Here is a 21,182-nt window from a genome sequence, read left to right on the forward strand (position 1 = left end):
CCACTCCAAACGCGCGCAGAAATCAGCCGATGTCCTCATCCGACCTCACCACCACGCCACCAATTCACGAAAACCCCCGCATCACCTCCCCGTGCGCACTACGATGAACCAGAAACTATGCGGCCGCTACAGCGACCGCCATAAGAGCGGGCACCCCAACCCGCCAGGTGGTGAGGAGCTCACATGGCACGGAAAGTGGCCCTGAACTGGCCAGCACTGCGCCAAATCGTCACCGGTGACTTCCTTGGCCGCGGAGCCGCAGTTACCAGCAAAAACACCGAGACAATCCAGCCGCGTACATCCACAGCCGACCGTGTAGTACAAAGCGTCTGCCCCTACTGCGCCGTGGGCTGCGGCCAGAAAATCTTCGTCAAAGACGAAAAAATCGTCCAGATCGAAGGCGACACAGACTCACCAATCAACCGCGGCCGCCTATGTCCCAAAGGATCCGCTGGCGAACAACTCGTCAACTCACCCCGACGAGTCACCACAGTGCGATACCGCCGCCCATACGCCACCGAATGGGAAGACCTCGACCTCGACACCGCGATCGACATGATCGCTGACCGATTCATCACCGCACGCGCCAAACACTGGGAAGAAACACACCCTGACGGGCGCGATAACCTCCACCGAACCATGGGCATCGCCTCCCTCGGAGGAGCCACACTCGACAACGAAGAGAACTACCTCATCAAAAAACTGTTCACGGCCGCAGGAGCAATCCAGGTCGAGAACCAAGCTCGTATTTGACACTCCGCCACGGTTCCCGGTCTGGGAGCCTCGTTCGGGCGCGGCGGCGCCACCCAAAACACGCAGGACCTCGCGAACGCCGACTGCATCGTCATTCAAGGGTCCAACATGGCCGAGTGCCACCCAGTAGGTTTCCAATGGGTGACCGAAGCCAAACTGCGCGGCGCGCGGATCATCCACGTCGACCCGCGGTTCACCCGCACCTCAGCGCAAGCAGACCGACACATCCCCATCCGTGCCGGATCAGACATTGCGCTGCTCGGCGCACTCATCAACTACGTATTAACCAACGACCTATGGTTCAAGGAATACGTCCTCGCCTACACCAACGCAACCTCAATCGTGCACGGCGACTTCCAAGACACCGAAGACCTCAACGGCCTCTTCAGTGGATACGACCCCGACAAAAACCACTACGACACCAGCTCATGGGGATACTGCAGCACCGCTGGCGAACCCGTCAGCGGCGGCGGCCACACAACCGAATCAGGCATACACCAATCGCACGCCGCACACCCAGAAACAGCAGGATCAGGCGGCCCTACCCTCGAACACACCCACGTCTGCAAAGACCCCACACTCCAAGACCCCAACTGCGTCTTGAACATACTTCGACGCCACTACGCCCGATACACACCTGAAATGGTCGAAGAAGTCTGCGGCATCTCAACCGAAGACTTCCACTACCTCGCCGAATCCATCACCGCGAACTCAGGACCAGAACGCACCACAGCGTTCTGCTACGCAGTCGGCTGGACCCAACACACCGCCGGCGCCCAAATGATCCGCACCTCCTCAATCCTGCAACTCCTCCTAGGAAACATCGGACGACCAGGCGGGGGCATCATGGCCCTACGCGGACACGCCTCCATCCAGGGATCCACAGACATCCCCACCCTGTTCAACCTGCTCCCGGGCTACCTACCCATGCCCGTAGCAGGCGTACACGACACACTCACCGACTACATCAACACCGTCGGATCACCCGACCAAAAAGGATTCTGGGCCTACGCCGACGCCTACACCATCAGCCTCCTCAAAGCCTGGTGGGGCGAACACGCCACCGCAGAAAACGACTTCGCCTACGGCTACATGCCCAAACTCACCGGCCCACACGGCACCTACCAAACCGTGATGCGAATGCTTGAAGGCGACGTCAGTGGCTACTTCGTCCTGGGCCAAAACCCAGCCGTGGGATCAGCACACGCCCGCATGCAACGACTCGCACTAGCAAAACTGGACTGGCTAGTAGTGCGCGACCTGCAAATGATCGAAACAGCAACTTTCTGGAAAGACTCACCCGAAGTCGCCACCGGCGAAATCATTCCAGAACAAGTAGGCACCGAAGTGTTCTTCCTGCCAGCATCTTCCTACGCCGAAAAAGCAGGAACATTTACCCAAACACACCGACTCGTGCAATGGCGACACAAAGCAGTCGACGCCCCCGGACAGTGCCAAAGCGAACTGGACTTCTTCTACCAACTTGGCTGCCGCATCCGCGCCAAACTCGCCGAATCGACAGACCCACGCGACAAGCCACTACTCGACCTGACCTGGGACTACCCCCTAGATGAACATGGCGAAGTCGACCCCGAATCCGTCCTGGCAGAAATCAACGGATTCCACATCGGCGGCGAAAAACACCGCAAACCCCTATCAGCCTTCACCCAAATGAAAGCTGACGGCTCCACCGCCGGAGGGTGCTGGATCTACGCAGGAATCTACGCAGACGGCATCAACCGCGCCGCCAGCCGCGTCCCCGACCGCGACGGCAGCTACATCGCCCCCAACTGGGGCTGGGCATGGCCAGCAAACCGACGAATCCTCTACAACCGTGCCTCCGCCGCACCCGATGGAAAACCCTGGTCAGAACGCAAAAAATACATCTACTGGGACGAACAAGCAGGCAAATGGGCCGGCCCCGACGTCCCTGACTTCCCCGTAGCCAAACACCCCAACTACCGCGCCCCCCAAGACGCGAGCGGAGTAGAAGCCCTCAACGGCACCGACGCATTCATCATGCAAGCCGACGGCTTAGCCTGGCTATACGCACCTCGCGGACTCGTCGACGGCCCCCTACCCACCCACTACGAAGCCGCAGAATCACCCGTAGTGAACCCGCTCTACCCCCAACAAGCCAACCCCACCCGCGTCACCTTCCGCCGCCAAGACAACCTCCTGGCCGTCTCCGGAAGCGACCCCGGATCCGACGTATACCCATACGTATTCACCACCTACAGGCTCACCGAACACCACACCGCCGGCGGCATGAGCCGATGGCTGCCCTACCTAGCCGAACTGCAACCCGAAATGTTCTGCGAAATCTCCCGAGAACTTGCAGATGAACGCGGACTTGAAAACGGCGGCTGGGCAACCATCATCTCCCCCCGCGCAGCCATCGAAACCAGAGTGCTCGTCACCGACCGAGTGCAACCACTACGCATCGCTGGCCGCACCGTCCACCAAATCGGCCTGCCCTACCACTGGGGCGTAGGCGAACACGCCGTCGTCACCGGAGACTCCGCCAACGACCTCCTCGGCCTAGCACTGGACCCCAACGTCCACATCCAAGAAGCCAAAGCTGGCTCCTGCGACATCCGACCAGGGCGCAGACCCCAAGGAAAAGCAGTCCTGGACCTCGTGCAGGAATACCAGCGAAGAGCCCAACTCACCACCGACACAAGCCAAACCCTCGTCGAACAACTCACCCCACGAAAACCAAACCCGCCCACCACAACGGGCACACACACATCGACACAGGAGGGATGATGGGGTTCTGGCGCAATCAGCTATACGGGCCGACCAACCCGATCACCGACTCCGGGTGGAAACCCGAAAACACGCGCAAAGGCTTCTTCACCGACACATCCATCTGCATCGGCTGCAAAGCCTGCGAAGTAGCCTGCAAAGAATGGAACCGTGTACCCGCCCGCGGCGAAAAAGAACACGGCAACCAACTCCTCGGATCCTCATACGACAACTCAGGACACCTAGGCGCCAACACTTGGCGACACGTCGCCTTCATCGAACAAGGCCCCGAACAACTCGCCAAAGCCAAAGCCAGCGGCGCCGTAGCACTGGGCATGCCCTCCATCGGAGCACCACCTGCTACCACATCCAGCTGCGGCAGCAACACCACTGCCGACACCAGTCAAAGCACACCACAAGGCCTACCCGCTGTTCGATGGCTAATGAGCTCAGACGTGTGTAAACACTGCACCCACGCAGGCTGCCTCGACGTCTGCCCCACCGGCGCCCTTTTCCGCTCCGAATTCGGCACTGTCGTTGTGCAAGCAGACGTGTGCAACGGATGTGGCATGTGCGTTGCAGCCTGCCCATTCGGCGTCATCGGCCGCCGTGAAAACGGAACCGTCACCGTTCCCACCAGCGACGGAAACACCATCCAAGAAAAAATTCATAACGGCGGCGTCGCCCAAAAATGCACCCTTTGCTACGACCGCATCAAAGACGGACAAAAACCAGCCTGCGCGCAAACCTGCCCCACCACCTCCATCAAATTCGGTGACCACGCTGACATGGTCAAAGCTGCACGCAAACGACTCGCGGACCTGCATGCACAAGGCCGCACAGAAGCACGCCTCTACGGCGCTAACCCTCACGATGGAGTCGGCGGCACCGGCTCAGTATTCCTCCTCATGGACGAACCCGAGGCATACGGACTGCCACCAGACCCAGTCGTACCAACCAGGCACCTGTCAGAGATGTTCACTAAGGCAGGCATCGCCGGAACCGCCATGATCGGTATCGCGCTGGCAGTATTCGCGGGCAACGGGTCACTGAACAAAGGGGCATGAGACGTGACAACAAACCCCTTCGACGAAGTACGCCCACCCACCCCGCAGCATCGAGGCGGCCGCCGGAAAAAACGTCGTGGAGCAGACCCCAACGCCACAGTCCCCGAAGCTCAATTCGGTAGCTATTACGGCCGCAACATCGTCAAACCACCGCCGTGGAAAAAAGAAATCCCCGCCTACCTCTTCCTCGGTGGCCTAGCTGGTGCCTCTGGTCTGATCGGAGCTGGCGCCCACCTGACTGGCCGTTTCGAGCTGCGTCGCAACGCACGCCTGGCAGCGATCGCTGCCGCGGCTGCAGGCGGGGCAGCGCTCGTGGTTGACCTGGGACGCCCCGAACGGTTCCTCAACATGATGCGCACCGTGAAACTAACCTCGCCGATGAGCGTCGGATCATGGATTCTGGTCGGATTTTCCACGTTCGCCGGTGGTGCTGTGATGACCGAGCTTGGTAGGCCAGCTCTGGCCTCGAGCGAGCCCAACATGCTGAAATCACTCGTGCAAGCGGTGACCGGGTCAGCCCAATATGCTGCGGAACACTCCCGTGGCTTAGTTCCACCCACCGAAGCGCCGCTGGTACTGGCCAAGGCGCATGAAAAATCTGCGCTGCTCATGGTGTTGGACTTTTTCGATCCGCTGATGAGTGCCGGAACCGCGTTCTTCTCCCCGCCCCTGGCGGCCTACACAGCCGTGCTGTTGGCTGACACAGCCGTCCCCTTGTGGAACCAGGCATACCGGGAGCTGCCCTTCCTCTTTGTTGCTTCAGCCACCGCCGCCGGGTGCGGCATGGCCATGGTGACGACCAACCCAGCGCAGACCGCGCCGGTTCGTCAGCTCGCGGCCATAGCTGCGGGCGTGGAAGCTGGTGCCGATGTGGCGATGGAACGCCGCCTCGGTGAAGAAGGACAGCCTCTCCATGAAGGCGCCAGTGGCCGGTTGCACACAGCAGCACGGGTTCTCACTGTTGCTGGCGGGATCGGCGCGGTGCTGTGTGGGCGAGGCAGGCTAGGTGCTGCAGTCTCGGGGCTGGCCTTGATGGCAGGTTCGGCATGTACACGTTTCGCAGTGGTCTCAGCAGGGATCACCTCTGCGCAAGACCCCATCTACACGGTGCGCCCGCAACGTCGCCGTGCCGCTGCTAGACAAACCGAAGGAATGGGTGTCACCCAGCCAGGGAAAGACATCGCCATCTAAATTTCAGGCAACAGAGCCGAAATATTTTCGCCCTCGGCATGACCTGACTGCGTGTTCATGCACGGTGAAACACCTCGGAACCACTCTGCAATAGAGTTCGTTTGACGGGCAGCTCTGCTCGCGGCGAAAGGACACGGCATGACGAAAGCGGACCGAGCGGCCAAAATTGCGGCAGCAGCACCTAAACGACGCGGCCCCGGGCCAGCGGTTATTGTCGCGTTGCTTGTTGTCGCGGCACTGATTGTGGTGGGCGTGTGGCAGGTAAGTAGTGGTTCGCAAGACTCGCAGTCCACAGTGAACAGCGCAGGTGTGCCTAAAGGCGGTGACGCTAATGGCGGACTCAACGCGTTCCCCGGTGTGAAACTTGCCGACGGCGCACCGAAAGTTGAAGTATTCACCGATTTCCAATGCCCCTTCTGTGGGCATCTAGCGAAATTTAATGGCGAAGCAATGAACAAGCTCGCCAAAGAAGGAAAAATCCAGCTCGTCGAACACCACATGAAATTCCTCGACGAAAACATGCGTCGAGGTGAAAAAGGCCCATCCCACGCCGCCGCGAACGCCGCCTACTGCGCAGCAGATGAAGGCGTGTACCCGCAGGTTGCGCACGGTATTTTCGTGAACCAGCCCGAGGTAGAAGGGCAAGGATTCCCCGACGACCTGTTCACCAAGTTGGCTCAAGGTGCGGGTGTCAAAGGTGAAGCCCTTGACCGGTTCGAAAAATGCGTCTCCAAGAAAAAATACGTCGACTACGTCAAAAAGAGTGACGAAATGAGCGCGAGAATGCAGGTGACAAGCACACCTGCGGTGCGTATCAACGGTAAAGATGTCGCTAAAGAAGACATGTCTCAGCTGGTTTCTGCAGCGAACACCTTCGAAACGGTGCTGGCTAAATACTGACCGGTATTTCTTTCACGTATAGCCACAGCGAAAGAAAACTTAGCAGCCCACGATTTCGCAGACTTTGCCAATGACAGGGATGTCACTGGGGTCAACGTCGGGAATCGTGGGCAAGTCAGTGGCTCGGGGAACTGAATCACCAAGTTTCCCGAGACGGTCACCAAGATTTTTCTGGGTGTCTTGGAGATTTTTGGTGACATTGCTGATTCCGGTCAACGTCGCCGAAACCTGTTGAGCCAGAGTTAAAACAGTGACGGCAACAAAACCGATAATCGCCAGCGTGACCACGTGCAGCAGCAAACTGACCACGAGAAGAACCCGGACAAAACGATCTTTGCCTGTAGTGCGGTACACGTAAGGGGTAGGCGGTGAAGCATCCGTAGCGACTGGTTGCGTTGGCAGCGGGCCGGTTTCCCAGTCGGCGTTGCCGTGATAGTTGCGGTTGTTCATAGAAGACTTCCTGCCGTGCTGAGCCTGTGCTATGGCACGATACGTAACCGCACAGGGCCCAGTCCGATGGCATGGGTGGATGTTGCACACGAAGTCACTAAGTGTGAATGGTGCTACTAGTGCGGGGGATGAATTCACCGATGACGGTGGCGCCAGGTATCTCTCCAGCTAAAAGCAGCCCTCCAGATGTTTGGGCGTCCGCCAACAGCAGCAGTTCTTCTTCAGGTAAATCGGTGCGCAGGTGCGGGCGAACCCAGTCCAGATTGCGACGACTGCCACCGGGAATAAACCCATCAGCCAAAGACTGACGGGCACCCTCGAGGTAAGGGACCGCGCTGGGGTCGATCCGGGCAGAAACGCCAGAGGCGCGAGCCATTTTGTGCAGATGCCCCAGCAGCCCGAACCCGGTGATGTCAGTCGCTGCGGTGATTCCAGCGGTGAGAGCTGCCCTGGATGCTGCGTCGTTGAGCTGCACCATGGTGTCGATGGCGTGAGGAAACACCTCCCCGGTGGTTTTGTGACGGTTATTGAGGATGCCAACCCCAAGGGGTTTGGTGATCGAGATGGGAAGGCCTGCTTCGGCGGCATCATTGCGCAGGAGTTGGTTGCTGTCCCCGATACCAGTGACAGCCAGCCCGTAGATAGGTTCGGGGTTATCGATGGAGTGGCCACCAGCTAGGGGAGTGCCGGCGCGGTTGCACACCGCAAAGCCTCCGCGGAGTACTTCAGTAGCAATATCGGTAGGAAGAATGTCGCGCGGCCAGCCAAGCAGGTTGATAGCCAGGATTGGGGTGCCCCCCATGGCGTAGATATCAGATAGAGCATTGGCTGCGGCGATGCGGCCCCAGTCGTAAGGGTCATCGACGACGGGGGTGAAAAAGTCAGTAGTGGAGATCGCGACAGTAGGGCTAGAGGGGTCGATCAGGACGGCGGCGGCGTCATCACCGTGGTCCAGGCCCACGACCAGAGCTGGGTCGGTTTTTCCGGTGAGCCCAGCAACCATGGTTTCGAGTTCGTTGGGTGGGATTTTGCATGCGCAGCCGCCGCCGTGAGCGTATTGGGTCAGGCGTGCAGGTGTGGTTGGGTTCACGTGCTCACTGTAGGAGCTGGATCAGAGCGATTGGCATGGTTTTTGGGAAAGGGAACGAGGTAGATCCACTGTCATCCCCACCTACCTGACCGCCAGCAGATATGTTCGTGAATCCTTGAACGGCAACACAACTCGATGAATCTAAGAGTGTCAGGTATTGGTGATGGCCGCTGCCATGCTGAAAGGCATGAAGTTCTCCCAGGTCGTGGCCACCTGCCAGCAGATATCTGCCACCCGGTCACGCACCGCCAAAGTCCAAGCGGTTGCTCACGCCCTGCACCTAGCCAAGCCAGGAGAGGCACGGCTCGTGGCGCATTACCTGTCAGGGTCGTTACCGCAGCGCCGCACCGGAGTGGGGGCTCGATCGCTGAGTAACCTGCCCGCCCCCGCAGCCACAGACACACTGCAAGTGGCCGATGTTGACGCGTTCATCGCCGACATTGCTGCCCTTAGCGGATCCGGGTCAGGCGCACGCCGTAAAGAAATGCTGACCGACCTGTTCGCACGCGCCACAGCTGACGAGCAACGCCTGCTGCGTGACTTATTCACCGGTCAGGTACGGCACGGAGCGCTGGATGGGGTCCTGCAAACAGCTATCGCTGCCGCCGCGGACGTGCCGGTGGAGGCGGTGCGTCGTGCCGTGATGCTCGCAGGGTCTTCAGCAGCGGTGGTCGAAGACGCCCTCGCTGGTGGGGTGCAGGCATTAGAACGTGTCGGCCTGGTTGTGGGGCGCCCACTGATGCCGATGCTCGCAGCTTCAGCCCCAGATGTTGCTGAAGCTGTGCAGCAAGCAGGCGAGGGAAAACAGGTCACGGTAGAACGCAAACTTGATGGAATCCGGCTACAGGCACACAAAAACCGTGACGAGGTGCGGTTGTTCACGCGATCCCTCGACGACATCACGGACCGGCTACCGGAGGTCGTTGAGGTGATCGCTGCGATCCCAGCCCAGCAGGCAGTATTCGACGCCGAAGCTATCGCGCTGCGCCCTGACGGGCGACCACACCCGTTTCAGGTCACCGCTGCCCGCACCGCCAGCCGTAACGACCCCGCAACGCTGGCAGCCAATACACCTGTGTCGACGTTCGTGTTCGATGTACTGCACCGCGACGGGCACGACCTGCTCGACCTACCCGCCAAAGAACGTATCGAGCAACTCACTGCACTCGTCGATGAGGCACACCTGGTTCCGCGTGTGATCACCGACCGCGCCGAAAAGGCCGCAGAGTTCTTCGCTGCGCAGATCGAGGCCGGACACGAAGGCGTAGTGGTGAAAAATCTACAAGCCCCGTATGCAGCCGGACGCCGCGGCGCAGGCTGGATCAAAGTCAAACCCCGGCACACCCTCGAACTTGTTGTTCTTGCTGTGGAGTGGGGCAGCGGACGTCGCAGCGGGAAACTGTCCAATATCCACCTGGGCGCCAGTGATGGAGCTGACGGGTTTGTCATGCTCGGTAAAACATTCAAAGGCATGACAGACGAAATGCTGGACTGGCAAACCACCCGGTTCCTTGAACTGGAAACCCACCGAGAAGGCTACGTAGTTCACCTACGCCCAGAACAAGTAGTGGAGATCGCATTTGACGGTCTCCAACAGTCAACACGCTACCCCGCAGGGCTGGCCCTACGATTCGCGCGAGTACTGCGCTACCGCCACGACAAAACCGCTGACCACATCGACACCATCGACACCGTCCGCGCACTCGCTGGCCTCACACATGGTCAGTGACCTCACCGACACCACATCCACGACCTGACCGCACAGCCACAATGGTGGGTAAAAACACACCCCACCAGCACAAACCCACAACCGGCACCCCAACGCACAAAACAAAAACTGCAACAATCACAACTGTGAACGTCACGGGCCCCGCCCCCTTGACCCCCAAACCAACCACATGGCCCAACACCGGCCCATGGGCAGCATCCAGCCGCATCCCCTATCTACTGCTATGCCTGTGGGCAGCAATAGTCATACCGCTATGGATACAGAACGCATCATGGCTGCCATACGGATGGCACGACCACGAAATGATCTTCGCTATGGGATCAGGAGCGCTCGCCTCCTACGTACCAACCGCCCAATCAAGCTGGACAGGCCTAGCCCCTAGCCGCGGCTGGCCCGTAGCAGTACTTGCCACACTATGGGTCACCGCGCGAGCAGTGATGCTCGCGCCCCCAGGAACACTGCCGCGTCTGCTCTACGCTGTGTTTTTGGCCGCGCCCCTATGGTGGACCGTGGCCCTCGTGGTGCGCGACCTACACCGCTCACGACGCGGACCACGCCGCATCGGCCCATACCCATGCGCAGTCTTGGCTTTTTGCGCTGCTGCCGGAGCAGTCAGCGGATGGTTCGGATCAGCCATCATGACCGGCGAAAAACCTGGAATCATGCCCGAAATCGCCGTGAGCATGTTCGCGCTGCTCCTGACCGGAGTAGGCGGGCGCATGGTTCCCGCATTCCTCAACTCCGCAGGCCAACGCCTCGGATTACCAACCACACCACTACCAGCATGGGCCAGGCTGCCGATCCTCATACCGTTAGGGATAGCTGTCCTGATCACCGGTACCGCTCTTTCAGCAGCCTTGACGTGCCTGGCAGGAGTGCTACTGGCAGCACACATGACAACCTGGCGCCTGCAATACGCCCGCTACGACTGCCTCGCCGCGCTCACCCTCATCGCCTACGCCTGGCTACCCATCGGCCTCATCCTGTGGGGATGGACACGACTACCAACCAACTGGCCACTCCCACCACCACCGGTATGGTCCATCACCGCCTCCCACACCCTAACCATGGGGGCCCTGACCGGACTGATCGTCACCGTCATGGCTCGCACCTCAGCCCGCCGGGGTGACCGCCGCCTACACCCCCGCGCCGCATCCGTGATCGGATTCGCCATCCTCATGGCCGCGGTGCCTGTCCGGCTCGCCGGATTCACACCCACCTCCGGGATGATCTGGTCCTTTGGGTGGGCAGTTGTGCTCCTAGGGCACCTACCTCACCTCATCGGCCCCCTCCAACGTCCTGTGTTCAGCGCTCGCCGCACCCTGTAACGAATCTATTGGCGTTTGGGAGTTCAGTGGCATGCTCCCAGACTTTCCGTATAGTTCGTGTGCCTCGCCCCTTTTTACGTTGTGGGGCACCAATCAATCCCCCCTTTTTTTTCTGTCTGGTGAGGATATTCATGCCTGCTGCTCGACCCACAGAACCAGTACCTACCCCGACAGGAACCTTCGCGTCACTGCGAGCGATCGTGCGGTTCACATCGTCACTGCGGCGGTACTACGTCGTCGTTGTTGTAACAGCATTGCTGACCGCAGCAGCCGGGATCGCCACACCATTCCTCGTGGGGCGCGCCACGGACGTCATCGTTAACGCAGTCAAAGACAGTTCAGGTAACGAAGTCATGCCGACCGTCGGGTGGCTCGTAGCCGGGATCCTAGGCACGCAACTAATCGCCACCGTCGCCTCAAACATCGGCGGCTACTCCGGTGACCTGCTATCAAACTCGATCCGTGCACTCATGTCGACGCGGTACCTCGACAAGCTGCTGCGGCTTCCCCAGTCGTGGTTTGACTCGGAGATGACCGGAACCATCGTCTCGCGCCTGAACCGCTCCATCACCGAGATCTCCAACTTCATGAAAGCAATGGCCAACACGTTCTTCGCGATGCTGCTGCAAACCGCGGCAGTGTTCGTGATCAGCGCGATCTACTACTGGCCCCTGGCTGTGCTGCTGGCGATCGTGTTCCCGGTGTATGTATGGCTGACCGGATTAACGTCCAAAAAATGGCAGAAACTTGAAGGCGAGAAAAATACACACGTCGATATTGCCGGTGGCCGGTTCGCCGAAATTGTCGGACAAATCCGGGTAGTGCGCTCCTTCGTGCGGGAAAAACACGAGCTAGACACCTTCACCGGGCACTTCGACGCCACACACGCCACCACGCAGGCACAGTCCAAACACTGGCACTGCATGGACCTGCTCCGCCGCGCAGTACTGAACCTGGTGTTCTCCCTCATGTACCTGCTGATTTTTTGGCGCACCCTGCAAGGTCATTTCACCGTCGGTGACATGGTGCTGCTCATCCAACTGATCACGATGGCCCGCACACCGGTAGAAATGTTGAGCTGGGTCCTGGACACCGCCCAGCGCGCTGTCGCTGGCTCCGAGGACTACTTCCGGGTGATGAACTCCACTGAAGTGTCCTCTCCCGCGGCTCTCCCAGTGGTGCCTGAACGCTCTAGCGATGCGCCGGTTTTGGAGTTCGACCACGTGCACTTCGGGTACGGCGATGGCCCTGACGTACTCACCGACGTCACATTCGACATCAAACCAGGAGAGAAAGTCGCACTCGTCAGCGAATCCGGTGGCGGTAAAACAACACTGGTCAACCTGCTGCTTGGGCTTTATCCACTACGTTCAGGGCACATCCGACTGCAAGGCATCGACATCGCCTCTATGCCGCACGACGAACTACGCAAACGCATATCGATCGTGTTCCAAGACCCATCGTTGTTCTCAGACACTGTCGGTGAAAACATTCGCTACGGCCTACCCAACGCCAGCCACACCGACCTGACCCAGGCCACGGCTCGCGCTAACGCTGCCGAGTTTGTAGAAAAACTTGACGGAAAATTCGACGCAATGATCGGCGAACGAGGCCTGAAACTTTCTGGTGGGCAGAAACAACGCATCGCGGTAGCGCGAGCCATGCTCAAAGAAGCCTCGGTGCTTGTGTTGGACGAGGCCACCAGCGCCTTGGATACCCGCTCTGAACGGGCTGTTCAGGCTGGATTGGAAGAGCTGATGGCTGGGCGAACCTCTTTGGTGATCGCGCACCGTCTTTCAACGATCGCGGGGGTGGACCGCATCGTCACTCTCAAATCGGGGCACGTTGACGAGATCGGCACCCCCACAGAGCTCGCGCAAACCGGCGGTGTTTACGGTGAGCTCCTCGCCCTGCAACGCCGCGGCGAAGACTCCTACCTCAACGCCTATCAAACCGCTCAGTGACCCATCCTTTGCTTGAGCGGGTCAGATCCAACCTCGCTCTTGGGCGAGGTGGACGGCTTCGTGACGATTCGCGGCGCCAGTTTTTGCCACAGCTGCCGACAGGTAGTTCCGCACGGTGCCGGGTGACAGGTGGGCACGGGCAGCGATCTCGTCCACAGGAGCGCCCTGAGCAGCGAGTTCGAGAACATCGGCCTCGCGCGGTGAGAGGGGGTTAGCGCCAGCAGCAATGGCATCCGCGGCGAGTTCTGGATCAACGTAGCGCCCGCCGCGGTGGACAGCGCGGATGGCCTCAGCCAGCACATTCGCCGACGCGGTCTTGGGTAGAAACCCCCGTACGCCCAACTCCAACGCCCGCTTGAGGTATCCCGGGCGGCCGTGGCTGGTGACGATGAGACACGCCACCGGATGATCCCCACCGAGCAGCGACTCTGCAACCGCGATACCGTCCGCGCCCGGCATCTGAAGGTCCAGCACAGCGACATCGACTTCGTGACTGCAAGCCATGGCGATCGCCTCTGGCCCTGAGGCCGCCTGCGCCACCACCACCAAATCCTCTTGCAGGCCGAGCAGTGTCGCCAACGCGTCGCGGAACATGTTCTCGTCATCGGCCAACAACAACCGGATCATTCCGACCTCCCCAGCCCGAACCACTCACACGATCGTGGCCCCTCTTTCTCGACATCTGAGCAGCAGCATCCAGGATCATCTCGCATTTGACGCGTCGGTTTCCGCCTGCTCATGGCGAGATCGCCGATGACGAGGTCGCCGCTTTGAGCATCTGGGGGATGCGGGCGGTGAGATGAAACGCTCCGGCCTGTGCCTCCACGTGGAGGGCCCCACCGACGGCCTCGACCCGCTCACGCAATCCGAGGAGTCCAGCTCCGGTGCCATTGCTTGTGACACCGCAGACGTTATTTGCGATAGCGACGCCGCAGCCGTGTTCGTCGGTGAAGAGGTTGATGCGCACCGACCCACCACGACCGTGTCGGAGGACGTTGGTCAGACCCTCCCGAACCACCCACGCGAGGGCTTCGGCTGCCTCCGGTGAGAGCTGCGCCGTGAGCTCCTCGACCGTGCCCGACACGATCGGTGTCAGCCCTGCAGCCCGCAATATGCTTCTAGCGCCAGCGAGTTCGTTTTCGAGGTCGATCCGTCGATACCCCCGTACCAGGCCACGGACCTCGGCGAGAGCGGTTTGCGCGATCTCGCGGACGGCCTCCATTTCGGCCACGGCGCGCTCGTCGCCGCGGCGTGCGAGTTCTGCCGCCAGTTCACTCTTGATGGTCACCGTTGACAGGGTCCGCCCGAACACATCGTGCAAGTCACGCGAGAATCGCAGGCGCTCCTGCGCGACGGCTAAGTCAGCTGCCACCTGTCGCGACCGCCACAGACGCCGCACCACCTCGATCATCCACCGCGTCGACATGGCCATGGGAATGCTGCCGACACAGAACCACACCGTCATTAGCAGCATCGCCACAGTCCCCGCCACGCCCAACTGCGGCGGCCCGAGCACGTACACCGCGCCGAGTACCCCCATCCCCGCGACGGCCACTACCGCGGCCCACTCCCACGAGATGAGCACTGCTAATACGCCGACATTCGCGGCCAACCCCAACGGCCCCAACCCGATGAATATCCCCGCGCCCTCACTGTAGATGACACTGCGCGGCGCCAACGCAGCAGCACCCACCGTCACCAGTAGCGACGTCACTACCCACACCGATAGGAGTGGCCTGCGCACCGACCGTTCCCGACAGGCCCGGTCGAGTACCCACGACGAGGAGACACCCCACGCGGCCACCACTGCCAGGGCAATATTGCCCAGCAGCGGCCCTGGGTCACCGCTCATCTCAACGAGCACCATCCGCATCCCGGTGGTTATGGGTACGGCACAAAAGAAAACTAGAACGTGAAATGTCCAACGGCAGTACGCCTCGAAACGGCGCAGGTCACGTTCGCTGCGGGGACCGACAAGGTCCGCGTCACGCGGCACCGTGCCTGCCTCGCCTCCAGCTTGGGCCGCCTCGCCCGCCCCGGCCGCTCGCACCCTTGCATCGGAGGGTCGGGCGGCCGGGGGCTTGTCGCTGCTCATGGAATCGATCATGCCTGGTGGGTGCGGTCAGCGGCGCGGCTGCCACCGCAAATAGCGCCGTGCTGCCCACCCGGAGAGCACAACCCACCCCAGCAGAATGAGCAACGGCTTGACCGCAGCAGCGAACGTGCCGACGAGATCGAGCTGAGCTCCGTGAGCATCAACCCCAACCATGCCCAGACGCATGAGGTCGAGCACCGGATGCATCGGGGTCAGGCTCGCCAGTATCTGCAGTGCCTCAGGCAGAAACATCAGCGGAAATGACATTCCGGAGAACAATATCGCGACGAGAATCAGCGGCATTGTTGTGATCTGGGCGTGCTCAACGCTGCGAGTCATCCCCGTCGAGGCAATACCTAACATCGCCCACACGAGCGTGCCCAAAACAATGGCAACTGCGATCAACCCCACGTTGGCAGGTATCCCGACACCGAGGAACACACCCACGCCGAGCACGCTCAGTAATGTCTGCGCCGCCGCGATCAGAGCAAACGGCAGCGCCAACCCAGCCAGGATCGTCACATCCGAGGCCTCGCCTGTCCGCAACCGCTGCAACACATAAGACTCACGCCGTGCCACCAGTGACGTCACCAGCGTGTAGTAGACGACGAATGTCAACACCATTCCCAGAAGGACCACTGGGGCCATGCGCGCCAGCCCCAGCTCCCGTGATGCTGGTAACGAAGCGAACATAAAAACCAGCAGACCAGGGGCCGCGATCGTGTTGATAAGCGCCACCTTGTTCCGCAACAGCAGCCGCCATTCCGATCCGGCTAGGGCGAGCATCTGCCGCCACGGCGAGGCCAACGTGCTTTGGCGAAAATGCTCCGAAGGCAGCGCCGAGCCACTTGAAGCCCCGCAAGTGCTGGAAGTCATGATCTTGTCTCCTGAAACGAGTCGTGAGTAAAACGAATACGGTGTTGAAACCCCAAGGTTTTGCCGTGAGATCGATGGCTGTGCCCCCGCATCGGTGTCGCAGCAGCACACCGATGCGACCTACCCAAGGCGGTGAGTGCGTGCCCGGTGGGGCCTAGGCGGCTGCCTCATGATGAGGTGAAGAGGTAGAACCAGCGATGGTGAGGAATGTTTGCTCCAGCGATGCCGCATTAGCACGCAGATCCTCCAGGACGATGTCCTCACCGGCCCACGCGAGTAGGCGGGCAAGATCAGGCTGCAGGTTGTGGGTATGCAGCACCGTGCGCGGCCCGTCCACAGACATGTGGACGCCAGCAAACTGCGGCACCGACACCGCCGGGGTGCGGAACGTGATGGTGGCGGGTTGGTCGGCGACGATCTGCGCGAGGGTGCCAGTCGTAGCGATCTGCCCGGCATGCATGATCGCGATACGGTCCGCGAGCCGCTCGGCCTCTTCTAGATAATGGGTGGTCAGCACCACCGAGGTTCCACCGTCGACGAGTCGGGCAAGAACATCCCAGGCCCGGTGGCGGCTCTCTGGGTCCAGGCCAGTAGTTGGCTCGTCTAGGAACAACAGTCGCGGGCGCCCCATAATCGCCAGCGCTAGGTCCAGACGCCGCCGTTCACCACCAGACAAGCTCTGCACTAGGACGGCACGGCGATCGAACATGTCAACCAGGGCTAGTGCCTCGTCGATGGGCCGTGGGGCTGCCATCGTCCCAGCCCACATGCGAGCGGTCTCGGCCACAGTTAAGTCACCAGAGAATCCCGCGTTCTGTAGAACGATCCCCAGGTGCGGACGCAAACGTCGGCGCTCAGTGAAGGGATCCAGCCCGGCAATACGCACCGTGCCAGCAGAAGGGCGCGCCATCCCTTCAAGGAGCTCCATCGTCGAGGTTTTTCCAGCGCCGTTAGTGCCCAGAAGAGCGAAGATTTCACCCGGATCAACGTGTAGATCGATACCGCGGACGGCCTCGAAACCGTTGGTCGAATGGCCGTAGCGGCGATGGAGTCCGGTGGCGGTGAGCAGCGGCGTTGTCATGCCTTCACCGTAGGCTCAGTTTCGCTGCCGTACCGATGAATCTGCGCACCGACACCTCGGAGGCTTACACCCTTTAGCCATGACATTTGTCATCTTCACTGCTAAATGCCCCGGCCTGCGGCCATCCCGAGTCAGATAGTGACTGGCCCATCCGGGGTCTGGAAAGTCACCGACATCAAGCCAGCGTTGCCGTGAGGCGCGATGAACTCAAAATCAATCACCGTGGATGTTTGATCCGCGGGCAACCCCAACCAGTCATGCACCCGCTGCGGATCCCCCGCAATGGTGAGCTTAGAGATACTCACCTTCGGGTTAGCCAAATCACGGATCGCGCCCGAAGGATGCAGCTCGGGGTTTTGGAAACAAATAAAGAACGGCAGCTGCGGGTCATTAAGCAGACCGTTGTAGCCAATCTGAGTCCAATGCAGTTCACGATCGTCAGGGAAACGACGATGCGCAGGTTCCGGGATACGTCCCAAACGCTGCGCCACAGGCAACATGTCATCAACCCGGATACCCCACCCAAGCCAGCCACCGCCACGCTCAGTGCAAGTACGCACCGCCTGCCCGTACGGCTCTTTCAACGAAGCCGGGTGATCCAAGGCCTCAACCACCTGGAAAAATTGGTCATTGCCCAGCGGGACAATCATGTTACGGGTCCCATAGTTGGGGTGGACACCCCCGTTAACAGCCTTAACACCCAGCTGCTCGGCCAGCCGCTCCGCCGTAGCCTGCATACCGTCATGCTCGGCCGCATAAGTCACGTGGTCCACTCGCATGCGCCCATCGTGGCACACCCTCGAAAAACCCCCGAATCCGATAGACGCCCACCCCAACACCACAGATAACCCACGCCTGCTTCAGTGCTCTCTTCTCTCGAGAAAAATCACCTGTGGAATGCTTTGCTCCATGTCTGCGCGCCGGTCACCGCTGCCGCAACGCGACGGGCTGGACCCAGTCTGGGTACGCACCCCGGCACGCGTGCGAAACGAACCACTCCCATGGGCCACAGTCGCTGAATTCCTCAGAGAACGCCTGCCAGCAGTCAACACCGATGACTGGTTAAAAAACCACCGCTTCGTCGACGAGACCGGCCACACCCTCACCGGGAACGAACCCTGCCAACCCGCACGGTTCATCTGGTTCCACAAAGACCCGCCCCCACCCGAACGCCCCGTCCCCGGCGAGCTGACCATCCTTCACCAGGATGAACGCATCATCGTCATGGACAAACCACACTTCCTCGCCACCACCCCACGCGGCAGCCACATCCGCGAAACAGCACTCATCCGCGCCCGCCTCACCCTAGGACTGCCCCATATCGCCCCCGCACACCGACTCGACCGACTCACTGGCGGCATCCTGCTGTTCACCACCGAACCCCGCTGGCGCCGCCCCTACCAAACCCTTTTCGAAACCGGCGCCGTCACCAAAACATACGAAGCGCTCGCGGCGCCGCTTGCCGGGGCGCAGGAGTGGTTTGAGGTGCGTAGCAGAATCATCAAACCGCGCGGGTCGTGGCAAGCGATCGAGGTTGAGGGGGAGCCGAACGCGCACACGCGTGGCCGTCTGGTGCAGACATGTACCGGAGCGGATGGGCAAGTGGGGCGATATGAGCTATGTCCAGTGACAGGCAAGACTCATCAGCTACGAGTGCATATGTCTTCCCTCGGTGCCCCGTTGCTCAATGACCCGCTGTATCCCGTGGTGCAAGAAGAACTGCTCACTGAAGAGGGGGAGAGGTTCGATCAACCGTTGGGGCTGGTGGCCCGCACGCTGCGGTTTATCGACCCGGTTGATGGCACACCGCGCAGTTACACCTCCCGCATCCAGCTGCCCTTGCCTTCAAACGATCTCTGAAGTCGGCTGTTCGGTAATGCAAGGGAGCGCCGCACCCCACAACTGGGGTGCGGCGCTCCCGCGCTGATAAGAGACCGTCAGATGTTGAAGCGGCTGACCAGCGACTGTAGATCCGAGGCGCGTTGAGAAAGCTCGCCCGCGGCTTGCACTGTGGCCTCAACAGCGTTGCTGGTGTCTGCAGCTGCTGCTGACACATCAGCCACACCACGAGAGATCTCAACAGCACCGCCCGCGGCGTCACCGACACTGCGGCCCATCTCGTTCGTGGTGGCAGTCTGCTCCTCCACCGCTGAAGCGATCGTGGCCTGGGTGTCGTTGATCTGAGCAATGATGCTGGAGATCTCACCAATCGCAGCCACAGCAGCTTCGGTGTCGAGTTGAATAGCCTCGACACGGCGGCCGATGTCCTCGGTGGCCTTGGAAGTTTCCTGAGCCAGATCCTTGACCTCGTTAGCAACAACCGCGAAGCCTTTACCAGCCTCACCGGCACGGGCTGCCTCGATAGTTGCGTTCAAAGCCAGCAGGTTCGTTTGCTCAGCGATGCTCGTGATGGCCTTAATGACCTCACCGATCTCCATCGAGCTAGTGCCTAGCTTGGCCACCGTTGAGTTGGTGCGGTCCGCGACTTCAACTGCCTGAGCAGCGATGCCAGCAGCATCGTTAGCGCTCTTAGAAATCTCACGGATCGAAGCAGTCATTTCCTCGGTACCGGCAGCGACCGTCTGCACGTTCTGTGAAACCTCGTTGGCCGACTGAGAGGCGGCATCTGCCCGATTTGCCGATAGCTGAGCAGAACTGCCCACCTGTGTGGCCGTCGCGTTGAGCTCTTCACTGGCTGCCGCTACCGAGGAGGACGCATTCCCAACCTCACCGATAACATCCCGCATCGAAATCCGGGTGGCCTCAACAGCGAGAGCCATGTCACCGATCTCATCATTGGTGCGCGCAGTGGTCGGCACGCGCAGGTCACCGTTCTGCATCGCCGTGAGTGAGGTCAACACTTCGTGCACGGAAGACAAGATGCCCTTGCTGATCTTCATAGAGATGAGCACAACGGCGGCGATGATGATGATAAGCGTCACTGTGGCGATCAGGAGCGCATTCGATCGAGCTGAAGCAACATCGTCCTGGGCTGCCTGGGCACGAGCTTTAGCTGCATCCTTAAGCTTGTTCGTGGCGGCACCCATCTTGTCCATAATGTCCGAAGCGTCCTCGATGGCCAGTCGGGAAGCCTCAGTGCGGCCATCAACTGTGCCTCGGTTCAGCGCAGCCACAGTCTTAGCATCTGTCGCTTCCCAGCCAGGGGTGAGGTTTTTCAGTTCGCCGATGGCTGCTTTACCTGACTCTGTGCGAGCCCCAACCTCCATCTGATCGAGAACCTGCTTATAGCTGTTCAACCGTTCCAAGTACGTTTTACGTGAGCCTTTGTTGTCATCGACCTTGCCCGCACCAGGGCGTCCAGCCTCCAAAACATAGGCGTTCTGCTGACCATTCAAGTCATTGATCAGACTCTCAGTCTGACCAACAAGACCACTCATCGCAGCACTAGAACTGATGTCGTCAGTGGCCTTGCTAACCGAGTTCAGCGCCCACACATTACTCAAACCGAGAATGAGAGCACCGATCACGCCAAGCATGCCCACCGACATGATTTTGAGCCTGATACCCAACCGCCTGCCAGGCCCCGCCGAAGCGCTGGCCTCCGTACCGCCAGCGTGAGAAGTGAACATGGACGTCATGGATCCTCCGGTCCCAAGGAACGAATTGTGTTGCCTTTACCGGATCCCCCATCGGCGCTAAAGAACCAAAACTGAATCTCTCCACCCCGGACCATGACACGACACCTCCCCAACGGCCGCAAAACACCCCACCCACCCCCTTGCAAACCACCCGCACCGCCGTAATTGAGACGAGAATCACCTCCACCACCTATGGTTGGCGATGGAGGGGTAAGAGATCCTGGTGGGCTCCCCGGTCTTCAAAACCGGTGAGGCCGAGCACCTCGGCCTGGCGGGTTCGATTCCCGTCCCCCTCCGCCACACTTTTCACC

Annotated in this window: 16 protein-coding genes and 1 tRNA gene; 9 read left to right on the plus strand and 8 right to left on the minus strand. The window is 60.3% G+C overall.

Annotation, left to right across the window (positions count from 1 at the left end; genetic code table 11):
- The first annotated feature begins 183 nt into the window (after positions 1-183).
- The 4 genes from fdh (at position 184) to AC2T9U_RS01175 (ending at position 6,659) form a co-directional block, all read left to right on the plus strand.
- Entirely contained in the window at positions 184-3,522 is a 3,339-nt protein-coding gene (fdh, locus tag AC2T9U_RS01160) for a formate dehydrogenase (RefSeq protein WP_493696351.1), read from the plus strand.
- The gene (locus AC2T9U_RS01165) at positions 3,522-4,568 is read left to right on the plus strand and encodes a 4Fe-4S dicluster domain-containing protein (protein WP_493696352.1); all 1,047 of its coding nucleotides are present in this window, start codon (positions 3,522-3,524) and stop codon (positions 4,566-4,568) included. The genes fdh and AC2T9U_RS01165 overlap by 1 nt, the downstream gene beginning before the upstream one ends.
- Positions 4,569-4,571: 3 nt before the next feature.
- Positions 4,572-5,759 (plus strand): NrfD/PsrC family molybdoenzyme membrane anchor subunit, encoded by a 1,188-nt coding sequence (gene nrfD, locus AC2T9U_RS01170; RefSeq protein ID WP_493696353.1) that lies wholly within the window; start codon positions 4,572-4,574, stop codon positions 5,757-5,759.
- 138 nt (positions 5,760-5,897) lie between these two features.
- A complete protein-coding gene (locus AC2T9U_RS01175) occupies positions 5,898-6,659 on the plus strand; it encodes a DsbA family protein (RefSeq protein WP_493696354.1) in 762 nt (253 codons plus the stop codon).
- Positions 6,660-6,698: 39 nt separating this feature from the next.
- Here the strand turns inward: AC2T9U_RS01175 and AC2T9U_RS01180 are convergent, their stop codons facing one another.
- Positions 6,699-7,109, minus strand: a complete 411-nt coding sequence (locus AC2T9U_RS01180) for a hypothetical protein (protein WP_115031576.1) — start codon at positions 7,107-7,109, stop codon at positions 6,699-6,701.
- A gap of 97 nt (positions 7,110-7,206) precedes the next feature.
- A complete protein-coding gene (gene selD / locus AC2T9U_RS01185) occupies positions 7,207-8,199 on the minus strand; it encodes a selenide, water dikinase SelD (RefSeq protein WP_493696355.1) in 993 nt (330 codons plus the stop codon).
- Positions 8,200-8,386: 187 nt separating this feature from the next.
- On the opposite strand from selD, the gene AC2T9U_RS01190 reads away from it, so the two are divergent.
- The 3 genes from AC2T9U_RS01190 (at position 8,387) to AC2T9U_RS01200 (ending at position 13,220) form a co-directional block, all read left to right on the plus strand.
- On the plus strand, positions 8,387-9,928 hold the full coding sequence (locus AC2T9U_RS01190; RefSeq protein WP_493696966.1) for an ATP-dependent DNA ligase: 1,542 nt from the start codon (positions 8,387-8,389) through the stop codon (positions 9,926-9,928).
- 125 nt (positions 9,929-10,053) lie between these two features.
- The gene (locus tag AC2T9U_RS01195; RefSeq protein WP_493696356.1) at positions 10,054-11,256 is read left to right on the plus strand and encodes an NnrS family protein; all 1,203 of its coding nucleotides are present in this window, start codon (positions 10,054-10,056) and stop codon (positions 11,254-11,256) included.
- A 200-nt stretch (positions 11,257-11,456) separates the two neighbouring features.
- Positions 11,457-13,220, plus strand: a complete 1,764-nt coding sequence (locus AC2T9U_RS01200; protein WP_493696357.1) for an ABC transporter ATP-binding protein — start codon at positions 11,457-11,459, stop codon at positions 13,218-13,220.
- Between the two features lie 21 nt (positions 13,221-13,241).
- Here AC2T9U_RS01200 and AC2T9U_RS01205 read toward each other — a convergent pair whose 3' ends face one another.
- The 5 genes from AC2T9U_RS01205 to AC2T9U_RS01225 all read right to left on the minus strand — a co-directional run bounded on the left by AC2T9U_RS01205 (position 13,242) and on the right by AC2T9U_RS01225 (position 18,051).
- Positions 13,242-13,847 carry a response regulator transcription factor gene (locus AC2T9U_RS01205; RefSeq protein ID WP_208303984.1) on the minus strand — a complete coding sequence of 202 codons (606 nt, stop codon included), beginning with the start codon at positions 13,845-13,847 and terminating at the stop codon, positions 13,242-13,244.
- A gap of 109 nt (positions 13,848-13,956) precedes the next feature.
- Complete coding sequence (locus AC2T9U_RS01210; RefSeq protein ID WP_493696358.1) at positions 13,957-15,093, minus strand: sensor histidine kinase; 1,137 nt, start codon at positions 15,091-15,093, stop codon at positions 13,957-13,959.
- A 249-nt stretch (positions 15,094-15,342) separates the two neighbouring features.
- A complete protein-coding gene (locus tag AC2T9U_RS01215) occupies positions 15,343-16,191 on the minus strand; it encodes an ABC transporter permease (RefSeq protein WP_493696359.1) in 849 nt (282 codons plus the stop codon).
- A 154-nt stretch (positions 16,192-16,345) separates the two neighbouring features.
- Positions 16,346-17,272, minus strand: coding sequence for an ABC transporter ATP-binding protein (locus tag AC2T9U_RS01220; RefSeq protein ID WP_493696360.1), 927 nt, complete (start codon positions 17,270-17,272; stop codon positions 16,346-16,348).
- 131 nt (positions 17,273-17,403) lie between these two features.
- On the minus strand, positions 17,404-18,051 hold the full coding sequence (locus tag AC2T9U_RS01225) for a VOC family protein (RefSeq protein WP_493696361.1): 648 nt from the start codon (positions 18,049-18,051) through the stop codon (positions 17,404-17,406).
- 130 nt (positions 18,052-18,181) lie between these two features.
- Here AC2T9U_RS01225 and AC2T9U_RS01230 point away from each other — a divergent pair, with 130 nt between their 5' ends.
- Positions 18,182-19,132 (plus strand): pseudouridine synthase, encoded by a 951-nt coding sequence (locus AC2T9U_RS01230; protein WP_493696362.1) that lies wholly within the window; start codon positions 18,182-18,184, stop codon positions 19,130-19,132.
- Between the two features lie 77 nt (positions 19,133-19,209).
- Here the strand turns inward: AC2T9U_RS01230 and AC2T9U_RS01235 are convergent, their stop codons facing one another.
- The gene (locus tag AC2T9U_RS01235) at positions 19,210-20,871 is read right to left on the minus strand and encodes a methyl-accepting chemotaxis protein (protein WP_493696363.1); all 1,662 of its coding nucleotides are present in this window, start codon (positions 20,869-20,871) and stop codon (positions 19,210-19,212) included.
- Between the two features lie 204 nt (positions 20,872-21,075).
- Between AC2T9U_RS01235 and AC2T9U_RS01240 the strand changes: the two genes are divergently transcribed.
- Positions 21,076-21,171: transfer RNA gene (locus AC2T9U_RS01240), tRNA-Sec, on the plus strand.
- Positions 21,172-21,182: the final 11 nt, after the last annotated feature.

The organism is Dermatophilus sp. B7861-1 (assembly GCF_058996045.1).